This is a genomic window from Pseudomonas sp. S150 (genome assembly GCF_004526365.1).
In the GTDB taxonomy this organism is placed as follows: domain Bacteria; phylum Pseudomonadota; class Gammaproteobacteria; order Pseudomonadales; family Pseudomonadaceae; genus Aquipseudomonas; species Aquipseudomonas putida_A.
On the sequence record NZ_CP038207.1, the window covers coordinates 897,532 to 915,490 of the forward strand.

Genomic DNA, 17,959 nt, shown 5'->3' on the forward strand with positions numbered 1-17,959 from the left:
GACGAGCGGCCGTTTTTGTTTGTGCGCGGGGTTTATTCGCCCTTGTCTTCCTGGGTGTCCAGCGACTTGCCGTAAGTATCCAGCGCAATCCCGAAATCGGTGATGAACTGTGGCTCGGTCAGCCAGGCCTGGGCGGTTTCGATGTCCATGCCGTCGGCCCACATGCGGTAGTCGATCAGCATGTCGGCGGCCAGGTGAGTGGCGGCCATGCCTTCGTTCTCGGCATTTTCCATGTCCAGCAGCTCTGGATGGTCAACGATGATGAACGCCAGTTCGCGCAGCAGGGTCAGCAGCATTTCGTTGCGGCTGACGGCTTCGGCGTCGCGCATTTTGCTGAACATTGCGAGGGTGTATTCCGGGATCGGCTCGTCCAGATGCCCGAGGTTGTCGTCCTGGTCCAGCGGCTTACGGCCGACCATGCGGATGTGCTTGGCTTTGGCCTTGGCGCGTTTGGCGCGTTTCTGTTGCTTGTTCAGGGATGCCATGGGAACTCAGTTCTTCTGTTGGGTTTGTGCGGCAATCGCGTCGGACGCCGCCACATAGTCGGCCTGGAAGGCCGGGGATTCGATCCACGCCAGGGCGCCGGCTTCGTCGGTTTCCTGGGACCACTGGCGATACTCGATCAGCGCGGCGAGGATGAAGTCCATCGCGCCTTCTTCGCCTTCCTGCTCGTAAACCAGCTCCAGCAGCGGATCTTCCAGGAATGCGGTGCACATGGCTTGCTGGCTGATCTTCTCGGCGTCGATCATTCTCTTAAACAGCTCGGTCAGGTCCACCGACTCGAAGTCGATACGGTCATCGTTCGGGTCCAGTTCGACCGGCGCCTCGGCGCGTTTGCTGCGGTTTTGCTTGGCCTTGGTCTTGGCCCGGGCGGCGCGTTTTTGCTGCTTGTTGGCGGAGGCCATGGTGTGTTCCGTCGTGCGTTGGAAGGGCTCAGCTGCGCGGCACTGGCCGCCCGGGTGTGTCGGGGGCCAGCTCGCCGGTTTGCAGCCAGGTCAGAGCGATGGGCCATAGTGTGGCTTGGTATGCGCTACGAAAAAAGGCGAAATGTCCGACTTGTTGTTCGCCGATGTCCTGCGGCTCGATGCGCAAGTGGGTTTTGTGCGCATGACTGAAGTAGCCGAGCAGGCGTTCGATGGCCGGGATCGTGCCGTATGGGTCGTCGCTGATGCTGACCGCCAGGGTGTGTGCGCGGACGTTGGCGAAGGGCAGGCGACCGCTTGCCCTCAGCAGTCGGCGGCCGCTCGGACGCTGCTCGTAGCGCGCGGCAGGCGTGCTCCAGTCGCGTACGACGCCTGTTGGCGTGTCCTCCAGCCAGTCGAGGCGTTTGCCCGGGAAATAGCCACAGAGCCGCGTCAGCAGCGGCATCAGCAAATGCCATTTACCAAACATGCGCCAGCGCTGTGCCGGCGCATAGTCGCGCCAGTAAGCGAACTGCGCGCCGACCGTCACCAGTCGACGAATGACCTGCCCGGACTCGCCGAGCCCAGCCGCGCAACCGCCGAAGCTATGGCCGACCACATCGATTGGCTGGCCGGGAAACTCCCGTTGCGCGCGTTTGAGCATCGCCTCGAAATCCAGCGCGCCCCAGTCGGTCCATGAAGCCTCAAGGCCTTTCAGGGTTGCCGGACGCGATTCGCCGATGCCTCGGTAGTCGTAGGTGATCACGTCGAAGCCATTGGCGAACAGGTAATCGGCGAAGCGTGAATAGTGTCGGCAGCGTACCGAGGTGGCGGCGTTGATGATGACTACCGGGCGCTGGATGTCGGGCAGGGCATGGCGCCAGGTGAAGCCGCCAAGGGCAAAGTCATCCTCGGCGGCTTCCGTGAAGGGTTCACCTTGCGCCGCGGTCAAAATTGGCAACCTTGACTGCATATCCTGCATCGCGGGCGTGTCCTGACAGGTCATGGCTTTCCACCTTTGCGGGTAAGTTGCCAACGATAGTCTCGGCGCCGCCCGGCAACAATCCAGAAGGTTTATTCAGTCGATTGAATGAGCAGGCGTTCTTCGATCAAGGCCTGTTCCCGATTGAGTTCTGCGCGTAATTCTTCCTCACTCGGCAGAATCGTCTTGTAACTGCTGGCGAACAGTTGCTCATTGCCCTTGAGCATCGAGTAACGCGCGACCGAATCATTGCTTTCTGCACACAGAATGATCCCGACTGTCGGCTTGTCGCCCTCGTTGCGCTTGAGTTCGTCGTACATGCGTACATACATGTCCATCTGTCCGACATCTCCGGCGCTGAGCTTGCCGCGCTTGAGGTCAATGATCACGAAGCATTTGAGCAGGTAGTTGTAGAACACCAGATCGATGTACAGATCGTCACCATCGGTACTGATGCGTTGTTGCCGAGCGACAAAGGAAAAGCCTTTACCCAGCTCCAGGAGAAACCCCTGCAGATGGTCGATGAGGGCCTGTTCAAGACGGCTCTCCCTGACCTTGCCGGCCGACGGCAGCCCAAGAAACTCGAGTATGACGGGGTCGCGAATGAATTCCCGAGGATGGGGTTTCATGGCTTCAATGTGGGTGGTGGCCTCTTCGATCACATCGGCTTTGTCTCGACTCATCAGCAGTCGCTCGTAGTAAAGCGTATTGATCTGTCGATCAAGGGCGCGACTGGACCAGTTCAGATTGGCAGATTCTTCCATGTACCAATGGCGAGCCTTTTCACTGGTGACGCCCAAAAGCCGCCGATAGTGGGTCCAGCTCAATTCGTGACGCAGTGCGTCACGAATTGGAAATGCCTGATAAAAGAGGCGCATATAGCGCAGGTTGGAAGCATCAAACCCCTTCCCGAACTGCGCCGTCAGATCCTTCGCCAACAAGGCCAGCAACTGCTTGCCATACCCCGCCCGCTGCGCCCCTTGCTGTTCAAACTCGACAATATGCCGGCCGATCTGCCAACAGGTCTGGACTTGAATCGTATCAACCGCACGCAGCACTTTTTGCCGCGCCTGGCGAATCAGTTCGCCCAAATCCCCCAGCAATGAATCGATTTTCGGGTCTTGCGCATCAGTAGGTTTTACTTGGCTCATCGAGTCTTCCGCATCAGTGGAAACAGACGCAAAGCATGCCGGGATTCGCCGCTCGGCGATGTCGGGCGAGCCCTGTATAGGCGGCAGGAAGAAGGGATGGGTATTGCAGGACGTTGCCGGCAAAAGGTGTTTCAGTGAGTGATGGTCTGTAGTCCATTTCGTACACAGGCCAAGTTCCAATCAATCTAAAACGCGTGCTTCCCTGGCTGGATCAAATAAGGAGTCACGGTTGGGCTCTAAAAGAGTCCGGGAGTAGAGATTATGAAGCGCATTCTTTCATTCATGCTGCCAGTCGCTGCGGTCGCTGTATTGGCTTTTCCGGCGATGCTGCAGGCGGCCAGCCTTGAGCCCGTCGACAGCGCAGGCGTACAGGCTCAACAACAGCAGCAAAACGGCATCAACTACTTGTCCGGCGGGGATTGGCGTTGATGAGGCAAAAGCCATTCAACAATCCACCGGTTACAACCTGCACATGACGTTCGCGGTGGGGGCGCAAGACCAGTACACCGCTGATGTCGATGTGATGATTCAAAAAGTCACCGGGGCAAACCGTACTGACTCTCACCCAAACGGGTCCGCTGGTTTACGTGCAACTACCACCCGGTGAGTACACGGTGGTCGCCACGCGCAATGGCGAAACACGGCGCGATAAGACAGACATTGGCAGCGGCGCTGCCCGCAATCTGGTGTTCCACTGGAATGACGCTGGATAGTGTTGGGTTCAATTGAAAGTCGAGGCGCGGGTACAATCCCGCGCCTTATGTTTCTGTGATGCAAGGAAGTGCTGGTTTGAAAGGGATTGTGCGTATTGGCTCAGCGGTGAGCCTGGTTTTGCTGTTGGCTGGTTGTGGAACGATGATGGGGCGCCTGAACGGTGATTCTGCAGAGCCGTACTACAAAGGTGTCGATGGCAACCTGCACTTGCTTGGCGTGAGAGGGGGAGACGGCATGCCCTCCGCGGTCATCTGCTACATGATGATCGTTTGCCCGGTGATTACCGTGGTATCGCTGCCGGTAGACGCTGCGCTCGACACGGTTTTGTTGCCGGTCGACTACGTCAACACCCTCTGAGGGCCAACCGTCATTTACCCCCGCGTACGCTTGCCCTTCTGCTTGTCAGTGGGTTCTTGCGCCATTCGGTGAATCCATAGTCCGATCCAGCCGACGGCTATCAGGAATACGGTGCCGATGCATTGCGACACGATCTCGAACCAGAACATTCGCGGTTGCAGCGCAAGGGTGTAGGTGTGGCGTGGACCGGAGCGGTTCCATGTGGTGATGGAGCCGCTGATCAAGCTGTGGATGATCAGATAAGTCGACGCGGCGATGAGGAAGGCGATCAATACGCCGACCAGTACCGTCAGCCAGAATGCAATGCGACTCTGGCGATAGGGTGGCGGATGGGGCAGGGGGATGCGGGTTCTTTTCTGGTTCATCGGGCGGATGACCCTCTTCCATAAGGTGCGGCCAAAGTAGCGCGGATCGCCTTTGTTCGAAACCCGTAGCGCATTTGCGCAGCCTAGAAAAAAGACTGGATTGAGCCGCCATCAAATCGCAGGCATAAAAAAACCCTGAATCTTGCGATTCAGGGTTTTCGGTATTTGGTGCCCAGAGACGGAATCGAACCGCCGACACGGGGATTTTCAATCCCCTGCTCTACCGACTGAGCTATCTGGGCAACGGGGCGCATTAAAAGGGTTTTTCGGATTTACGTCAACGACTTTTTTAAAATTTCTTAAATTAATTCCGTCGCTTACGATCCGCCCCCCGATTTGGCGGGTTTACTCCGCAGGCGGAACGTAGCCTTCCGCCTTGGCGTAATCCTCGCCGGAGAAGTACTTGTCCATTTCGCCCTGCAGATATTTGCGGTCTTCGGCGTTCATCATGTTCAGGCGCTTTTCGTTGATCAGCAGGGTCTGGTGTTTCTGCCAGTCAGCCCAGGCTTTGGCCGAGACGTGGTCAAAAATATCCTGACCTTTGGCGCCCGGGAAAGGAGCGCGTTCCAGCGCGGGCAGTTCTTCTTTGTACTTGCGGCACATGATGGTGCGGGTCATGACGACTCTCCTGCGTTCAATACGGCGGCCGCGCGTTCGAGCAAGGTTTTGACCGGGGCGGCAAGGCCCAGGCGCGGCGGGGTGGCGAGGTTATACCAGAGCCAGTCGGCCTCGGCCACGTGATGGCTGGCTTCCTGTACCTGAACCAGCCAGGGTTCGATGGACAGCTGGAAATGGCTGAAGGTGTGAACGAGGCTTGGCAGCGCCTGCTGCTCGCCCATGGTCAGCGAGTGCTGATCGGCCAGATGTTGCAGGTCGTCGAGGTCGTCGAGTTCCGGCAGGCTCCATAAGCCGCCCCACAATCCCGAGGACGGGCGGCGATAAAGCAGAATCGCGCCTTCTTCGTTGGCGAGCATCGGCATCAGCGTGCGTTTCTGCGGGATGGCCTTGCGCGGTTTGGGGATCGGGTAGCGTGTCTCCAGCCCGAGCATGTGCGCCTCGCAGCCCTTTTCCAGCGGACACAGCAGGCAGCTCGGTTTGCTGCGCGTACACAACGTGGCGCCGAGATCCATCATCGCCTGGGTGTAGGCGTTGACCCGATCGTGCGGCGTAAAACGCTCTGCATTGGCCCACAGCTGTTTGGCGACCTTCGGTTCCCCCGGGTAACCCTCCTGCGCGGTAAAACGCGCCAGAACGCGTTTGACGTTGCCATCGAGGATCGGCGCGCGCAGGCCCATGCTGATGCTGGCGATAGCCCCGGCGGTGGACAGGCCGATCCCCGGCAGATCCGTCAGCTTTTCGACGTCCCGCGGAAATTCGCCGCCGTACTGGCTGACGACGATCTTCGCGGTTTTTTGCAGATTGCGCGCGCGGGTGTAGTAACCGAGCCCGGTCCACAGGTGCAGCACTTCGTCCTCCGGCGCTTCGGCCAGCGCTTGCACCGTTGGCAGCGCGGCCATGAAGCGGTCGAAGTAATTGAGCACGGTGCTGACCTGGGTCTGCTGCAACATGATCTCCGACACCCACACCCGATACGGATTGATGTCTTGCTGCCAAGGCAAATCGTGGCGGCCGTGGCCGTCGAACCATTCCAGCACCGCCGTGGAAAACTGCTCCGCTGTCATCGCTTGAACAGCCCCTTCAATGCGTTTTTCAATTCCGGGCTGACCTTGTCGCCAAGTTTTTCATCGATCTTCTCGCTGAGTTTGTCACCGGCCATTTTGGTCGCGACCTGGCCGAGGCGTTCGTTGTCCACACGGCAGGCCTTGGCGCCCAGTTCCAATGGGCCGCGGCAGCGCAGCGGCCACTCGATGCCGACGAATTTCTCGCCGACCTGACAGGCCGGATCCGGCATGGCGCTGGTGTCGCCTTCGACGATGATGCCGACGCGGTAATCCATGCCCAGCACCCGCAGGTCGATGTCGCCATCGCCGTTGACGGTCATGCCGGGGATGCGCACTTTCAGGTCCGGGTTGCTGGCGATACCGTTGCGGAAGGTCAGGTTGCCCTTGAGTTCCTGGAACGGCGTGTCCTTGCCCCGTGGCTCGCCGCTGAGGGTTTTGCGGTTGAGGGTGGCGATGCCTTTGCACAGTTGCTGTTCAAGGTTGGCGTTGAGCAGCACACCGTTGTTGATCACGAAACTGGCGTTGCCGTTGAGGGTTTCGATCAGCGCCTGCTGGCTGTTGCCGCTGCCGGTGAGGCTGCTGGTCAGTGTGACCAGGCCTTTGACCGGCGGATTCTTGCCTTGGCTTTCGAGGATTTTCTCGGCCGGTACGCGGTTGATCCTGGTTTGCAGGTTCAGCACCGGCGCACTCGGGCGTACGTCGAGGGTGCCCTTGGCTTCGAAATCGCCGTTGTACAGGCCGCCGCGCAGGTTTTCCAGAGTCAGCAGGCCGCCCTGGCCAGTGGCTTTGAGCGCGGCGTTCTGGATCGGCAGTTTGTCGAGGGTCAGCTGGCCGAAGGTCAGGTCGGCATCGACGTCGAGTTTGGCCAGACGCTCGACCGGCAGCAGACGCTCGGTGCTCCAGGCGCTTTTGCTTGGTTTGTCCGGCAACGGTGTGCTGCCGGCGCCGGCCATGGCATCGGCTTCGGTGCTGGCGACTTCGGCCTGACGCACTTGCGTGGCGTTTTTGGCTTTTTCCGATTTCGGCGGCAGGTAGCGGTCGACGTCGAACGTGTCAGCCTTGAGGATCGCGCGCAGCGACTGCTTGGCGAAATCTTCCACGGCAATGCGCCCGCTGAAGCTGCTGTCGTCGAGTTTCAGGTTGATGTTGTCGAAGGCCACGCTGGTTGGCGTGGCGGCCACGCGGCTGACCAGTTCGACCTTGCTCAGGCTGCCGGGCGCCATGGCTGGCAACGTCTGGCCGATGCTGTCGACAAATTTCGCCAGATCGAACTGGGCGATCGAGATTCCGCCAGTGATCTGCGGGGTCTTGTCGAGGTCGTTGGCTTTCAGCTCACCGAGGGCACGCAACTGGTTGGCGGAGATCTTGATCCCGGTCCATTCGGCGACGTTCGCTGCCTTGTCCAGGGAAATCTGGCCTTGGGCGGAGAAGGTCATGGCCTTGCCCTGTAGTGGGTCGCCGGTCAGTTCGCCGGACAGTTTCATGTCTTCGAACTTGTAACGTTGCAGGGCGCGTTCGATGCGCAGCTCGCCGTTGAGCTCGGTGCGCACCCGCAGCACAGGCTGATTGGTGCTGAGGAACGCCGTGGCTTTCAGCGGAATGTTGGTCGAGTCGTGTACTGCACCGGTGCTCAGCTGGATGCTTTCGGCGCTGTACTGCTTGCCGGTCTGCTCGTCGTTGTATTCAACGCGGGCGTTGTTGACTGTCAGGCTGTCGATGTCGAGGCGGATCGGCTGCGGCGGTTTTTCCGGCTGGGCGGCCTCTGCAACAGGCGGGCTGGCAGGCGTCGGGCTGCCGGCAGGCGTGGCGGGAGGTGGCAGCTTGCCGATGTCTTCCCAGTTGCCGTGGCCGTTTTTGTCGCGTTTCAGGCGCAGGTTCAGGCCTTCGACGCGCACATCGCTCATCTGCACTTCGCGGCGCAACAGCGGCAGCACGCGCACGGACAGGCCGAGCATCTGCAGGTCGGCATACGGTTCGGTCGGGTTGATCAGGGTGGCGATGCTGGCCTCATGCAGTTCCAGGCCGAGCCACGGGAACAGGCTCCAGCCGATATCGCCATTGAGCGTCAGCTCGATGTGGGCCTTGTCGCGGGCTATCTGGCGGATCTCGTCTTTGTAGTCGTTGGGATCAAACAGGTGGGTCAGGGCGAAGCCCGCCGCCACAATGATCAGCAACAGCCCGAGAAGTACCAGACCCAGGATTTTGCCGAACGCTTTCATGGGCGAGTCCTTGTAGTTAGTCGAATTCGTAAATTAGCCGGGGAGTATAGCGCTGCATCCGCCCGGTTCGGGGCGCTGTCATGTCGCGATCACGTCCAGCGGCAATTGCAATTTGGCGGCCAGCGCCTGGATTTCAAGGTGTCCGGCCGGTGCCAGCAGGCGCAGTTGGGCACCCGCTTGCGACGCCATTTTCTGTGCTTGGTTCACCAGTCTCTCGGCTACCCCACGGCGCCGGGTGACTTTTCGTACACACAAATGTGACAAGTACCAAACCTTGTCGTGCCTTGTCAGGCGTGCTGCACCGAGCAGTCGGTCGTTGAAACGTCCTGTAATCAAAGACCCGTCCGCCAGGCTGCTTTCGATCAACTGGGCGTCCCCGGAATACGGCGCGAACAGCCACTGCGGAGCGTCACGATAGATCTTCTGCAAATCCTGTTGATCCTGGTAACTGGCATCGTTCAGCGCTTGGACAGCGATCGGCATGGCTTTTTCCTGTGGGGACGAGATCAGATGACACGAAAAAGGTGATATCAGTTTGGTTTTTCTGTCACGTGCAAATGGTAACCTTCGCCGGTTCGTCCGTCCTTCTGCGACTTAACGTCGCGCCTTCAAGGAGCTTCACCTGAAAAAACGGTCATGCCTGCGTGCATAAAGGCCGAGGGTGAGCAGTGGCTGGCGAACCATACTAATAATTGGGGGATACACAATGAGCACGAGCATCACGGCGGACGGCCTTCGCGCCGACCAGCCTGCGTTCCTGTCCAAGGAACGCATCATCGCCAAGCCCGGTTTCAACCGCTGGCTGGTGCCACCGGCCGCTCTGGCCATCCACCTGTGCATCGGCATGGCCTACGGTTTCTCGGTGTTCTGGCTGCCGCTGTCCAAGGCATTGGGCGTCACGGCTCCGGTGGCTTGCGCACCGGACATGAGCTTCATCGCTCAGGTCTTCTCTTCGCAATGCGACTGGCCGATCTCCATGCTCGGCTGGATCTACACCCTGTTCTTCATCTTCCTCGGTTGCTCGGCAGCGATCTGGGGTGGCTGGCTGGAACACGCCGGGCCACGCAAGGCCGGTGTGGTATCGGCACTGTGCTGGTGCGGCGGTCTGCTGATCTCGGCACTGGGGATTTATACCCACCAGATCTGGCTGATGTGGATCGGCTCCGGGGTGATCGGCGGTATCGGTCTGGGCCTGGGCTACATTTCGCCGGTCTCGACCCTGATCAAGTGGTTCCCGGACAAACGCGGCATGGCGACCGGCATGGCGATCATGGGCTTCGGTGGCGGCGCGATGGTCGGTGCACCGTTGGCGACTGCGCTGATGAGCCACTTCGCTTCGCCTGCCGGTGTCGGCGTCTGGCAAAGCTTCGTGGCCATGGCTGCGATCTACTTCGTGTTCATGATCGGTGGCGCCCTGGCTTACCGCGTGCCGCCAACCGGCTGGAAGCCTGAAGGCTGGACCGCTCCCGCAAAGAAAGCTTCGAACGCGATGATCACCCACCGTCACGTGCACGTGAATGTGGCGTGGAAAACCCCGCAGTTCCGTCTGGTGTGGCTGGTGCTGTGCCTGAACGTATCCGCCGGTATCGGCATTCTCGGCATGGCTTCGCCACTGCTGCAGGAAGTGTTCGGCGGCAAGTTGCTGGGCGTTGACGTGCCGTTCGGTCAACTGGATGCCGGGCAACTGGCTTCGATCGCCGCGATCGCTGCCGGCTTCACCGGTCTGCTGAGCCTGTTCAACATCGGTGGCCGCTTCTTCTGGGCTTCGTTCTCGGACTACCTGGGTCGCAAAAACACCTACTTCGTGTTCTTCGCCCTCGGTTTTGCCCTGTACGCGCTGATCCCGAACATGGGCCATCTGGGCAACGTTGCGCTGTTCGTGGCGGCGTTCTGCATCATCCTGTCGATGTACGGCGGTGGTTTTGCGACCGTTCCGGCGTATCTGGCCGACCTGTTCGGCACGCAAATGGTCGGTGCGATCCACGGTCGTCTGCTGACTGCCTGGGCCGCCGCCGGCGTGCTCGGCCCGGTGCTGGTGAACTACCTGCGCGAGTATCAGTTGAGCATCGGCGTTGAACGCGCTGCCGCTTACGACATCACTCTGTACATCCTCGCCGGCCTGCTGGTGCTGGGTTTCCTGTGCAACCTGATGGTGCGTCCGGTGGCCGACAAGTACTTCATGACCGACGCTGAACTGGCCGCCGAACAGGCGCTGGGCCACGACAAAGGGGCTGATGCGAGCACCGTGCTGGAGTGGAAAGCCGCACCGGGCAGCAAGCCGCTGGCAATCGCCGCGTGGCTGGTGGTGGGTATTCCGTTGGCGTGGGGTGTGTGGGTGACCCTGCAGAAGACGGCGGTACTGTTTCACTAAGTAAAAACGTAATACCCCTGTAGGAGTGAGCCCTGCTCGCGATAGCGGTCTGACAGTCGACAGAAATGTTGACTGTGAGGCCCTCATCGCGAGCAGGCTCACTCCTACAGTTGTTTTGGGGTGCCTGTAATGGCTTGTATGGACATGTCTACCCGCGACAGCCGGGCGTTCTATCCGTCAGCCATCTCACGTCGCGTGTTTCTGTTTCGGCCCCGCGTGCCTATAATGGCTGCCTTTTTCGCCCAATGATTTTGCGGAGCTGGTGATGGCCGAACGTAAGGCGTCTGTCGAGCGCGACACTCTGGAAACCCAGATCAAAGCCTCGATCAACCTTGATGGCACCGGAAAGGCCCGATTTGATATCGGTGTTCCTTTTCTTGAGCACATGCTGGATCAGATCGCCCGTCACGGGTTGATCGACCTGGATATTGAATGCAAGGGCGATCTGCATATCGACGACCACCATACCGTGGAAGACGTCGGTATCACCCTCGGCCAGGCCTTCGCCAAAGCCATCGGCGACAAGAAAGGCATCCGTCGCTACGGTCATGCTTACGTGCCGCTCGATGAAGCGCTGTCGCGTGTGGTGATCGACTTCTCCGGCCGTCCAGGCCTGCAGATGCACGTGCCCTACACCCGCGCCACCGTGGGCGGCTTCGACGTCGACCTGTTCCAGGAATTCTTCCAGGGCTTCGTCAACCACGCACTGGTCAGCCTGCACATCGACAACCTGCGTGGCACCAACACCCACCACCAGATCGAAACCGTGTTCAAGGCTTTCGGCCGCGCCCTGCGCATGGCCGTCGAGCTGGATGAGCGCATGGCCGGGCAAATGCCATCGACCAAAGGCGTCCTGTAATGCAGACGGTTGCAGTTATCGACTACGGCATGGGCAACCTGCACTCGGTGGCCAAGGCCCTCGAGCACGTCGGCGCCGGCAAGGTGCTGATCACCAGCGATGCCGACGTGATCCGCGAAGCCGACCGCGTGGTGTTCCCCGGCGTTGGTGCGATTCGCGATTGCATGGCGGAGATCCGTCGTCTCGGTTTCGACGCGCTGGTGCGTGAAGTCAGCCAGGATCGTCCGTTCCTCGGCATCTGCGTCGGCATGCAAGCCCTGCTCGACAGCAGCGAAGAGAACGACGGTGTCGACTGTATCGGCCTGTTCCCGGGCGCGGTGAAGTTCTTCGGCAAAGACCTGCATGAAGACGGCGAGCACCTGAAAGTCCCGCACATGGGCTGGAACGAAGTGCAGCAGAAGGTCAGTCACCCGCTGTGGCACGACATTCCGGACATGGCGCGCTTCTACTTCGTGCACAGCTACTACATCGCTGCCGCCAATGCGCGGCAGGTAGTCGGTAGCGGTCATTACGGGGTCGATTTCGCTGCCGCGCTGGCCGAAGGCTCGCGTTTCGCCGTGCAATTCCACCCGGAGAAGAGCCATACCCATGGCCTGCAATTGCTGCAGAACTTCGCCGCGTGGGACGGTCGCTGGTAAATGGCTGCCAAGAAGTCCAAACCGCCGATCCTGACCCTCGCTCCCGAACAGGAGAACGAGGCCAACCGCAAGATCCAGCGGTTCATGGAGGATCGGTTCGAACTCGACCTGGGTTCGTTCGAGGCGGCGGAAATTCTTGAGCTGTTTACCCGCGAAATTGCTCCGCACTATTACAACAGGGCGATTTTCGATGTGCAGACCCACCTCAAAGAGCGGTTTGAAAGCATCGAAAGCGACCTGTGGGCGCTCGAGAAAAACTGATTTCCGAGCCAAGCTGAACATTCAAATTTGAAGGTTTGCCAGATGCTGATTATTCCCGCTATCGATCTTAAAGACGGTGCCTGCGTACGTCTGCGCCAGGGCCGCATGGAAGATTCCACAGTGTTCTCCGAGGACCCGGTGAGCATGGCTGCCAAGTGGGTGGAGGGCGGTTGCCGTCGTCTGCATCTGGTCGATCTGAACGGCGCATTCGAAGGTCAGCCGGTCAACGGTGAAGTGGTGACCGCGATCGCCAAGCGCTACCCGAACCTGCCGATCCAGATCGGTGGCGGTATCCGCTCGCTGGAAACCATCGAGCACTACGTCAAGGCGGGCGTGAGCTACGTGATCATCGGCACCAAAGCCGTTAAAGATCCGGCGTTCATCGCTGAAGCCTGCCGCGCGTTCCCGGGCAAGATCATCGTTGGTCTGGATGCCAAAGACGGTTTCGTCGCCACCGACGGCTGGGCGGAAATCAGCACCGTGCAGGTCATCGACCTGGCCAAGCAGTTTGAAGCCGACGGCGTCTCGTCGATTGTTTATACCGACATCGCCAAAGACGGCATGATGCAGGGCTGCAACGTACCGTTCACCGCTGCGCTGGCTGCAGCGACGAAGATCCCGGTGATCGCGTCCGGCGGTATCCACAATCTGGGTGACATCAAGTCGCTGCTCGACGCCAAGGCGCCGGGCATCATCGGTGCAATCACTGGCCGGGCGATCTACGAAGGCACCCTCGACGTCGCCGAAGCGCAAGCTTTCTGCGATGCGTACCAAGGCTGAGGACTGACCATGGCGCTGGCCAAACGCATCATCCCTTGCCTGGACGTGGACAACGGCCGGGTCGTCAAAGGTGTGAAGTTCGAGAACATCCGCGATGCCGGCGACCCGGTGGAAATCGCCCGTCGTTATGACGAGCAGGGTGCCGACGAGATTACGTTCCTCGACATCACTGCCAGCGTCGATGGCCGCGACACCACGCTGCATACCGTCGAGCGCATGGCCAGCCAGGTGTTCATTCCGCTGACCGTCGGCGGTGGCGTGCGCACCGTGCAGGACATCCGCAACCTGCTCAATGCCGGTGCGGACAAGGTCTCGATCAACACCGCAGCGGTGTTCAATCCGGAATTCGTTGGCGAAGCGGCGCAGCATTTCGGCTCGCAATGCATCGTCGTCGCCATCGACGCGAAGAAAGTCTCCGGCCCGGGCGAAACCCCGCGCTGGGAAATCTTCACCCACGGCGGGCGCAAGCCAACCGGCCTCGACGCGGTCGAGTGGGCGAAGAAAATGGAAGGCCTCGGTGCCGGCGAAATCCTGCTGACCAGCATGGATCAGGACGGCATGAAAAACGGCTTCGACCTCGGCGTGACCCGCGCGATCAGCGATGCGCTGGGCATTCCGGTGATCGCTTCCGGCGGCGTCGGCAACCTGCAGCATCTGGCCGACGGCATCCTTGAAGGCCACGCCAGCGCGGTACTGGCGGCGAGTATTTTCCACTTCGGCGAATATACCGTGCAGGAAGCGAAAGCGTACATGGCCAAACGCGGCATCGTGATGCGCTAAACCGTACAGGCCAGTGGACAGCATGGCGTACCCAAGGCACTCTTGGGCACGCCATGGATTCCGGTAGCCCGACATGATCAAACGCCTGCTTCTTGTTCTCGCCAGTGCCTCTGTGTTGCTGCTCAGCACGGCGCGGGCCGAAAACAGTCCCGACACCGATCTGGTGCTCCTCACCGAAAACTTTCCGCCCTACAACATGGCGAAAGACGGCAAGAATTTCGCCAAGGGCGAGAACATCAACGGCATTGCCGCCGATATCGTCCGCGAAATGTTCAAGCGCGCCGGGCTCACCTATAGCCTGACGCTGCGCTTCCCATGGGAGCGCGTCTACAAACTGGCGCTGGAAAACCCCGGTTACGGCGCCTTCGTGATGGCCCGCCTGCCGGACCGCGAAAACCTCTTCAAATGGGTCGGCCCGATCGGTCCGGACGACTGGATCATGTTGGCCAGGGCCGACAGCAAAATCACCCTCGACACCCTCAACGATGCGCGCAAATACAGGATCGGTGCCTACAAAGGCGATGCGATTGCCGAGACGCTGGCCAAGCAGGGCTTGAAGCCTACGGTCGTTCTGCGCGATCAGGACAACGCGAAAAAACTGGTCAATGGCCAGATCGACCTGTGGGCCACGGGTGATCCTGCCGGGCGTTATCTGGCGCGGCAGGACGGGGTCACTGGACTCAAGACCGTGTTGCGCTTCAACAGCGCCGAGTTATATCTGGCGCTGAACAAGGATGTGTCGGACGCAACGGTCGCCAGGCTGCAGGCGGCGCTGGATCAGATGCGCAAGGACGGGGTTGTCGACGAGATCATGGGGCGCTATCTGTAGCCGTCGGCAACGACTTGTCCGTTGCCTGGTGGGTGCATTCTTGCGGCGGATACTGCAGCAGACTCAGGTTATCGTTCTGGGTGTAAGCCAGATTGATCCCCGCTTGCGAGCCGTCAGCACGACGCAGCTCGTAGAAACTCTCCAACTGATAAACCGCGACAAATTTGCCTTTGCCGGCCATCGCGATCACATGGGTAACAAATGAAGTCTGCCAGCCACTGGTTGACGTCTCGCTGTGAGTGAACTGGCTGTCCAGTCTTGCCGAGAATGGGAGTGACGGAGGAGCGTCTGCCTTCGTTGCCCACGGGCTCACAAAACTGATCGCAGTAAGTTGAGTGAACAGACGCAGCGTCTTCGGATTCTGCAGCCGCTGCGCAGTCCACTTGAAAGCCCGTGCCTCCTCGCCTGTGTTGTGTCCGCTCCCAACCAAATAGTACTGGTCGGTTCTTTCCAGGCGATAAAATGGCGTGGTGCGTAATTGATCAATTGGCGACAAGTCATCCTTGACCACGAACCATGGCAGCTCGATGACTTGGGCGAGGGTGGCCGCTCCCTTGGTTTCGGGGGCATCCGCTGCCAAGAGCATCGGCAGCTGTGGCGATGACTGGATCAGTGGCGCGATCTGCATCCGTAGTGAATAGGCACCGACATTGCTCTCTGGCCGGTTGAAACTGCTTGCCCCAACAAAGGTGCCTGGTGCGAAATGAATCTCTCCCGGCGGCGCATTCGTCGGCGTGACGCTCCAGGCGCTGAAACTCTGTCTGGCACCGCTGCCCTTGTCATTCCAGATCAGTTCGCCAACGTCCGAGGCGATCACCAGATCGGCCCGTACACAGCGAACCGCGTTGAGTGAAGGTTTTTCGTGATCATTGGAGCAGACCGCGCCCATGGCCACATAGCCTTGCGGGGCGATCGGTCGCCATACGGCACCGTCTTTCTTCGAGCCTGAGCCGGAATCTTTCCAGATCAGTTCGAAATCCTCCGGGCGCCTTAATGCCGGGCCTCTGGCCGGATCTGCACTGGGTGCATCGGCTTCACAAACCACAGCTACCACGGTGCTGCCGTTAATGTTGTCGTGCCCGGCGACGAACACGTCGCCGAGCGGGAAATAGCCCGGCAATACATCCGGCGCCGGAGTCGGGCGCCAGAAGGCCGCGGGTTTAGCCCGTGAGCCGGTGCTGTCCCAGATCCGGTGAAATTCCGTGGTGAAATGGATCAGCAGATTGTCGTGTCGGATCGGCGCGATTTGCCTGGATGGCGCTGCGGCCTGGTCATGAATGGTCATGGTCACTCCTGATAGTTGAACGGCGACTCGAGGGAGTCGCGACCCGTTGCAGGTCTCACTATCGGTAATCGCAACCGGTCTCTGGCGGTAACTATGTATGACGTCGTGACCAGTTATTTCCAAAAAAACCGTTCCTTGCCATGGGCAGCCTTGCGCTCCTGTTTTGCCTATTGATGCAGAAGCACAAGGCCGACGTCACTGATCAGCTCAGGGGGCGCTGTTTTCGAGCGCTTCCCATTCCAGGATGTATTCCTTCAATTCTGAGCGCTGATTGTTGGGGTCGACAGCGTAAACGCAGAGTTTGAGGGGGAAGTTGCTTTGCGGACGTAGCCAATTGGAGGTCACATGCCTATAACCCTGTGGGTCTTCGCAACTGACTTTTTCAGCAAGGCCGCCTTTTACCTCGTATCGATCAAGACCCTCGTTCTTGCGTTCCGGCCACAGAATCAGCGCCCTGTTTATCTCTTTGTTAAACGAAGTCTCTATGGTCGGAACAGGCGTCGGGCCCGCCTCAACCAGATAAGTGGGAACAGTGACGGCATTGCGATAAGTGCCTGCGGGTAATATGTCCTCAGTACTGTTTGTGGCGATGATGCAAAGGTTGCTAGGCCCGGTTTCAGGTCCCATCGGAACATTTAATCGAGTCGGCGCAGTGCCGGTGGTGATTGGCTGGCTGTAGTCTTGCGGAACTTCGCATTCGACCGGGTCCGACGTGCGTTTGGTCCGGATAAACCGGGTGCTGGCGGTTATTTCAAAGTTCCATTCTGGATAAACGTAGTTGCCCTGAGCGTTTACGCTGATCTTTGCATGCGTTGGCAGTTGGGCAGGCAGTCTGATAGAGGCTGCCGGAAATAATTCGCACACCTGCGGATCCGTATTGAGTTTGCCATCGATAAAGCAGTTGTTGAAAACCGAGGTGGGACTGCCGTAACTGCCGCTCGGCATCTGACCGTATCCAGGCAGCGGCGTCAGATGGTGAGCCAAGGTCCCAAGGACGCCATAGACCTCGTTGGTCGCTCGAACGATGACCGGACTCCCCGAGCTTCCGGAAGCAATATCTTTGCATTGGTTGCTGACGGTATGCCGCCAAACCCAGGGCTTTTCGAAAATCGCCGGGGAGGGCATGTGGGTGCAGGCTGACATTTGTAATGGAGCACCAACGGGTTTGTGCACAATCAGAATGTCGCTATCTTCTGCCGGCGCCTGCCGGGTCAGTTTCATGGGCGTGATGCCCTGTGCCAGAAGTTCGCCCTGTGATACTCCAAGCTCCAACAGAGCCAGGTCGACACCCTGAATACTGCTCCAGGCTACTTTCTTCAGAGGCACAGTCCTGGAGGCAGCAGTCGTATCGATGAAGTTGTTGAAGGTAATGCTGGCTTCGATAGGGTCATCCATTCGCATGACCCCGTTTTCCTTGCCCACGCAGTGCGCACTGGTCAATGCATAGGCGGAATCAGAGGGGCGAGAGCTGTTTGTGTCGATCAGGAAGGCGGTGCAGGAACCGTGCTCGCGGCTTTTGTACTCGCCGATTCCCATCCAGTGGTTATTTTCGCCATCTTTGTTAGTCAGGTGTTGCGACGGTGAGAAGTTTTCAGCGCCCTTGCCGTAATCGACAGGGCTGGAACAGGCAGGAAGTGAGAAGGCAGTCAGTAATAAAAAGCTTGGGTGGATATATTTAAAGTTCATGGCCAGTCCTTGGCTAATATATGGGTGCAAGACTGGCGCAGAATAAGACAGTTAGGTTTGAGTCGGTTCTATAAGTTATTGCTGCTTATTTTGGACGT

19 protein-coding genes, 1 tRNA gene and 1 pseudogene are annotated in these 17,959 nt (G+C 59.3%); 9 read left to right on the top strand and 12 right to left on the bottom strand.

What is annotated here, in order from left to right; genetic code table 11:
- Nucleotides 1-32 precede the first annotated feature (32 nt).
- From E3Z29_RS04170 to E3Z29_RS04185, 4 genes are all read right to left on the bottom strand, one after another.
- The gene (locus E3Z29_RS04170) at nucleotides 33-485 is read right to left on the bottom strand and encodes a hypothetical protein (protein ID WP_027611244.1); all 453 of its coding nucleotides are present in this window, start codon (nucleotides 483-485) and stop codon (nucleotides 33-35) included.
- A gap of 6 nt (nucleotides 486-491) precedes the next feature.
- Nucleotides 492-905 (bottom strand): hypothetical protein, encoded by a 414-nt coding sequence (locus E3Z29_RS04175; protein ID WP_098966730.1) that lies wholly within the window; start codon nucleotides 903-905, stop codon nucleotides 492-494.
- A gap of 28 nt (nucleotides 906-933) precedes the next feature.
- Complete coding sequence (locus tag E3Z29_RS04180) at nucleotides 934-1,908, bottom strand: alpha/beta fold hydrolase (RefSeq protein WP_134785210.1); 975 nt, start codon at nucleotides 1,906-1,908, stop codon at nucleotides 934-936.
- Nucleotides 1,909-1,976: 68 nt separating this feature from the next.
- Nucleotides 1,977-3,035 carry a YhcG family protein gene (locus E3Z29_RS04185; RefSeq protein ID WP_098966734.1) on the bottom strand — a complete coding sequence of 353 codons (1,059 nt, stop codon included), beginning with the start codon at nucleotides 3,033-3,035 and terminating at the stop codon, nucleotides 1,977-1,979.
- Between the two features lie 261 nt (nucleotides 3,036-3,296).
- On the opposite strand from E3Z29_RS04185, the pseudogene E3Z29_RS04190 reads away from it, so the two are divergent.
- Together E3Z29_RS04190 and E3Z29_RS04195 are read left to right on the top strand one after the other, a co-directional pair.
- A pseudogene (locus E3Z29_RS04190) lies at nucleotides 3,297-3,748 on the top strand (carboxypeptidase regulatory-like domain-containing protein).
- A gap of 76 nt (nucleotides 3,749-3,824) precedes the next feature.
- Nucleotides 3,825-4,106 (top strand): YceK/YidQ family lipoprotein, encoded by a 282-nt coding sequence (locus tag E3Z29_RS04195; RefSeq protein WP_098966737.1) that lies wholly within the window; start codon nucleotides 3,825-3,827, stop codon nucleotides 4,104-4,106.
- A 14-nt stretch (nucleotides 4,107-4,120) separates the two neighbouring features.
- Here the strand turns inward: E3Z29_RS04195 and E3Z29_RS04200 are convergent, their stop codons facing one another.
- The 6 genes from E3Z29_RS04200 to E3Z29_RS04225 form a co-directional block, all read right to left on the bottom strand.
- The gene (locus E3Z29_RS04200) at nucleotides 4,121-4,471 is read right to left on the bottom strand and encodes a hypothetical protein (RefSeq protein ID WP_098966739.1); all 351 of its coding nucleotides are present in this window, start codon (nucleotides 4,469-4,471) and stop codon (nucleotides 4,121-4,123) included.
- 166 nt (nucleotides 4,472-4,637) lie between these two features.
- Nucleotides 4,638-4,713 (bottom strand) — tRNA-Phe (locus tag E3Z29_RS04205).
- A 103-nt stretch (nucleotides 4,714-4,816) separates the two neighbouring features.
- On the bottom strand, nucleotides 4,817-5,089 hold the full coding sequence (locus tag E3Z29_RS04210; protein WP_003220737.1) for an oxidative damage protection protein: 273 nt from the start codon (nucleotides 5,087-5,089) through the stop codon (nucleotides 4,817-4,819).
- Nucleotides 5,086-6,153, bottom strand: a complete 1,068-nt coding sequence (gene mutY / locus E3Z29_RS04215; RefSeq protein ID WP_134785211.1) for an A/G-specific adenine glycosylase — start codon at nucleotides 6,151-6,153, stop codon at nucleotides 5,086-5,088. The genes E3Z29_RS04210 and mutY overlap by 4 nt, the downstream gene beginning before the upstream one ends.
- Nucleotides 6,150-8,372, bottom strand: coding sequence for an AsmA family protein (locus E3Z29_RS04220; protein ID WP_134785212.1), 2,223 nt, complete (start codon nucleotides 8,370-8,372; stop codon nucleotides 6,150-6,152). The genes mutY and E3Z29_RS04220 overlap by 4 nt, the downstream gene beginning before the upstream one ends.
- A 78-nt stretch (nucleotides 8,373-8,450) precedes the next feature.
- Nucleotides 8,451-8,855 (bottom strand): acetyl-CoA sensor PanZ family protein, encoded by a 405-nt coding sequence (locus E3Z29_RS04225; RefSeq protein WP_134785213.1) that lies wholly within the window; start codon nucleotides 8,853-8,855, stop codon nucleotides 8,451-8,453.
- A gap of 223 nt (nucleotides 8,856-9,078) precedes the next feature.
- On the opposite strand from E3Z29_RS04225, the gene E3Z29_RS04230 reads away from it, so the two are divergent.
- The 7 genes from E3Z29_RS04230 to E3Z29_RS04260 all read left to right on the top strand — a co-directional run bounded on the left by E3Z29_RS04230 (nucleotide 9,079) and on the right by E3Z29_RS04260 (nucleotide 14,890).
- Nucleotides 9,079-10,743 (top strand): OFA family MFS transporter, encoded by a 1,665-nt coding sequence (locus E3Z29_RS04230; protein WP_096796694.1) that lies wholly within the window; start codon nucleotides 9,079-9,081, stop codon nucleotides 10,741-10,743.
- A gap of 265 nt (nucleotides 10,744-11,008) precedes the next feature.
- Nucleotides 11,009-11,602 carry an imidazoleglycerol-phosphate dehydratase HisB gene (hisB, locus tag E3Z29_RS04235; RefSeq protein WP_007909204.1) on the top strand — a complete coding sequence of 198 codons (594 nt, stop codon included), beginning with the start codon at nucleotides 11,009-11,011 and terminating at the stop codon, nucleotides 11,600-11,602.
- A complete protein-coding gene (gene hisH, locus E3Z29_RS04240) occupies nucleotides 11,602-12,240 on the top strand; it encodes an imidazole glycerol phosphate synthase subunit HisH (protein ID WP_027611254.1) in 639 nt (212 codons plus the stop codon). The genes hisB and hisH overlap by 1 nt, the downstream gene beginning before the upstream one ends.
- Nucleotides 12,241-12,501 carry a DUF2164 domain-containing protein gene (locus E3Z29_RS04245; protein WP_134785214.1) on the top strand — a complete coding sequence of 87 codons (261 nt, stop codon included), beginning with the start codon at nucleotides 12,241-12,243 and terminating at the stop codon, nucleotides 12,499-12,501. It abuts the gene before it with no gap.
- 42 nt (nucleotides 12,502-12,543) lie between these two features.
- Entirely contained in the window at nucleotides 12,544-13,281 is a 738-nt protein-coding gene (gene hisA, locus E3Z29_RS04250; protein ID WP_134785215.1) for a 1-(5-phosphoribosyl)-5-[(5-phosphoribosylamino)methylideneamino]imidazole-4-carboxamide isomerase, read from the top strand.
- A gap of 9 nt (nucleotides 13,282-13,290) precedes the next feature.
- Nucleotides 13,291-14,061: an imidazole glycerol phosphate synthase subunit HisF gene (hisF, locus tag E3Z29_RS04255; RefSeq protein ID WP_007909211.1), complete on the top strand. Its 771-nt coding sequence runs from the start codon at nucleotides 13,291-13,293 to the stop codon at nucleotides 14,059-14,061.
- A 73-nt stretch (nucleotides 14,062-14,134) separates the two neighbouring features.
- The gene (locus E3Z29_RS04260) at nucleotides 14,135-14,890 is read left to right on the top strand and encodes an ABC transporter substrate-binding protein (protein ID WP_134785216.1); all 756 of its coding nucleotides are present in this window, start codon (nucleotides 14,135-14,137) and stop codon (nucleotides 14,888-14,890) included.
- Here the strand turns inward: E3Z29_RS04260 and E3Z29_RS04265 are convergent.
- Together E3Z29_RS04265 and E3Z29_RS04270 are read right to left on the bottom strand one after the other, a co-directional pair.
- On the bottom strand, nucleotides 14,871-16,175 hold the full coding sequence (locus tag E3Z29_RS04265) for a Vps62-related protein (protein WP_134785217.1): 1,305 nt from the start codon (nucleotides 16,173-16,175) through the stop codon (nucleotides 14,871-14,873). The two genes, E3Z29_RS04260 and E3Z29_RS04265, sit on opposite strands and share 20 nt — an antisense overlap.
- 207 nt (nucleotides 16,176-16,382) lie before the next feature.
- Nucleotides 16,383-17,861, bottom strand: a complete 1,479-nt coding sequence (locus tag E3Z29_RS04270; protein WP_134785218.1) for a serine protease — start codon at nucleotides 17,859-17,861, stop codon at nucleotides 16,383-16,385.
- Nucleotides 17,862-17,959 lie beyond the last annotated feature (98 nt).

What these genes read in the sequence shown, in the direction of transcription:
- E3Z29_RS04170 (WP_027611244.1), bottom strand. Translation starts at nt 485, where the DNA reads ATGGCATCCCTGAACAAGCAACAGAAACGCGCCAAACGCGCCAAGGCC.
- E3Z29_RS04175 (WP_098966730.1), bottom strand. Translation starts at nt 905, where the DNA reads ATGGCCTCCGCCAACAAGCAGCAAAAACGCGCCGCCCGGGCCAAGACC.
- E3Z29_RS04180 (WP_134785210.1), bottom strand. Translation starts at nt 1,908, where the DNA reads ATGACCTGTCAGGACACGCCCGCGATGCAGGATATGCAGTCAAGGTTG.
- E3Z29_RS04185 (WP_098966734.1), bottom strand. Translation starts at nt 3,035, where the DNA reads ATGAGCCAAGTAAAACCTACTGATGCGCAAGACCCGAAAATCGATTCA.
- E3Z29_RS04200 (WP_098966739.1), bottom strand. Translation starts at nt 4,471, where the DNA reads ATGAACCAGAAAAGAACCCGCATCCCCCTGCCCCATCCGCCACCCTAT.
- E3Z29_RS04210 (WP_003220737.1), bottom strand. Translation starts at nt 5,089, where the DNA reads ATGACCCGCACCATCATGTGCCGCAAGTACAAAGAAGAACTGCCCGCG.
- mutY (WP_134785211.1), bottom strand. Translation starts at nt 6,153, where the DNA reads ATGACAGCGGAGCAGTTTTCCACGGCGGTGCTGGAATGGTTCGACGGC.
- E3Z29_RS04220 (WP_134785212.1), bottom strand. Translation starts at nt 8,372, where the DNA reads ATGAAAGCGTTCGGCAAAATCCTGGGTCTGGTACTTCTCGGGCTGTTG.
- E3Z29_RS04225 (WP_134785213.1), bottom strand. Translation starts at nt 8,855, where the DNA reads ATGCCGATCGCTGTCCAAGCGCTGAACGATGCCAGTTACCAGGATCAA.
- E3Z29_RS04230 (WP_096796694.1), top strand. Translation starts at nt 9,079, where the DNA reads ATGAGCACGAGCATCACGGCGGACGGCCTTCGCGCCGACCAGCCTGCG.
- hisB (WP_007909204.1), top strand. Translation starts at nt 11,009, where the DNA reads ATGGCCGAACGTAAGGCGTCTGTCGAGCGCGACACTCTGGAAACCCAG.
- hisH (WP_027611254.1), top strand. Translation starts at nt 11,602, where the DNA reads ATGCAGACGGTTGCAGTTATCGACTACGGCATGGGCAACCTGCACTCG.
- E3Z29_RS04245 (WP_134785214.1), top strand. Translation starts at nt 12,241, where the DNA reads ATGGCTGCCAAGAAGTCCAAACCGCCGATCCTGACCCTCGCTCCCGAA.
- hisA (WP_134785215.1), top strand. Translation starts at nt 12,544, where the DNA reads ATGCTGATTATTCCCGCTATCGATCTTAAAGACGGTGCCTGCGTACGT.
- hisF (WP_007909211.1), top strand. Translation starts at nt 13,291, where the DNA reads ATGGCGCTGGCCAAACGCATCATCCCTTGCCTGGACGTGGACAACGGC.
- E3Z29_RS04260 (WP_134785216.1), top strand. Translation starts at nt 14,135, where the DNA reads ATGATCAAACGCCTGCTTCTTGTTCTCGCCAGTGCCTCTGTGTTGCTG.
- E3Z29_RS04265 (WP_134785217.1), bottom strand. Translation starts at nt 16,175, where the DNA reads ATGACCATTCATGACCAGGCCGCAGCGCCATCCAGGCAAATCGCGCCG.
- E3Z29_RS04270 (WP_134785218.1), bottom strand. Translation starts at nt 17,861, where the DNA reads ATGAACTTTAAATATATCCACCCAAGCTTTTTATTACTGACTGCCTTC.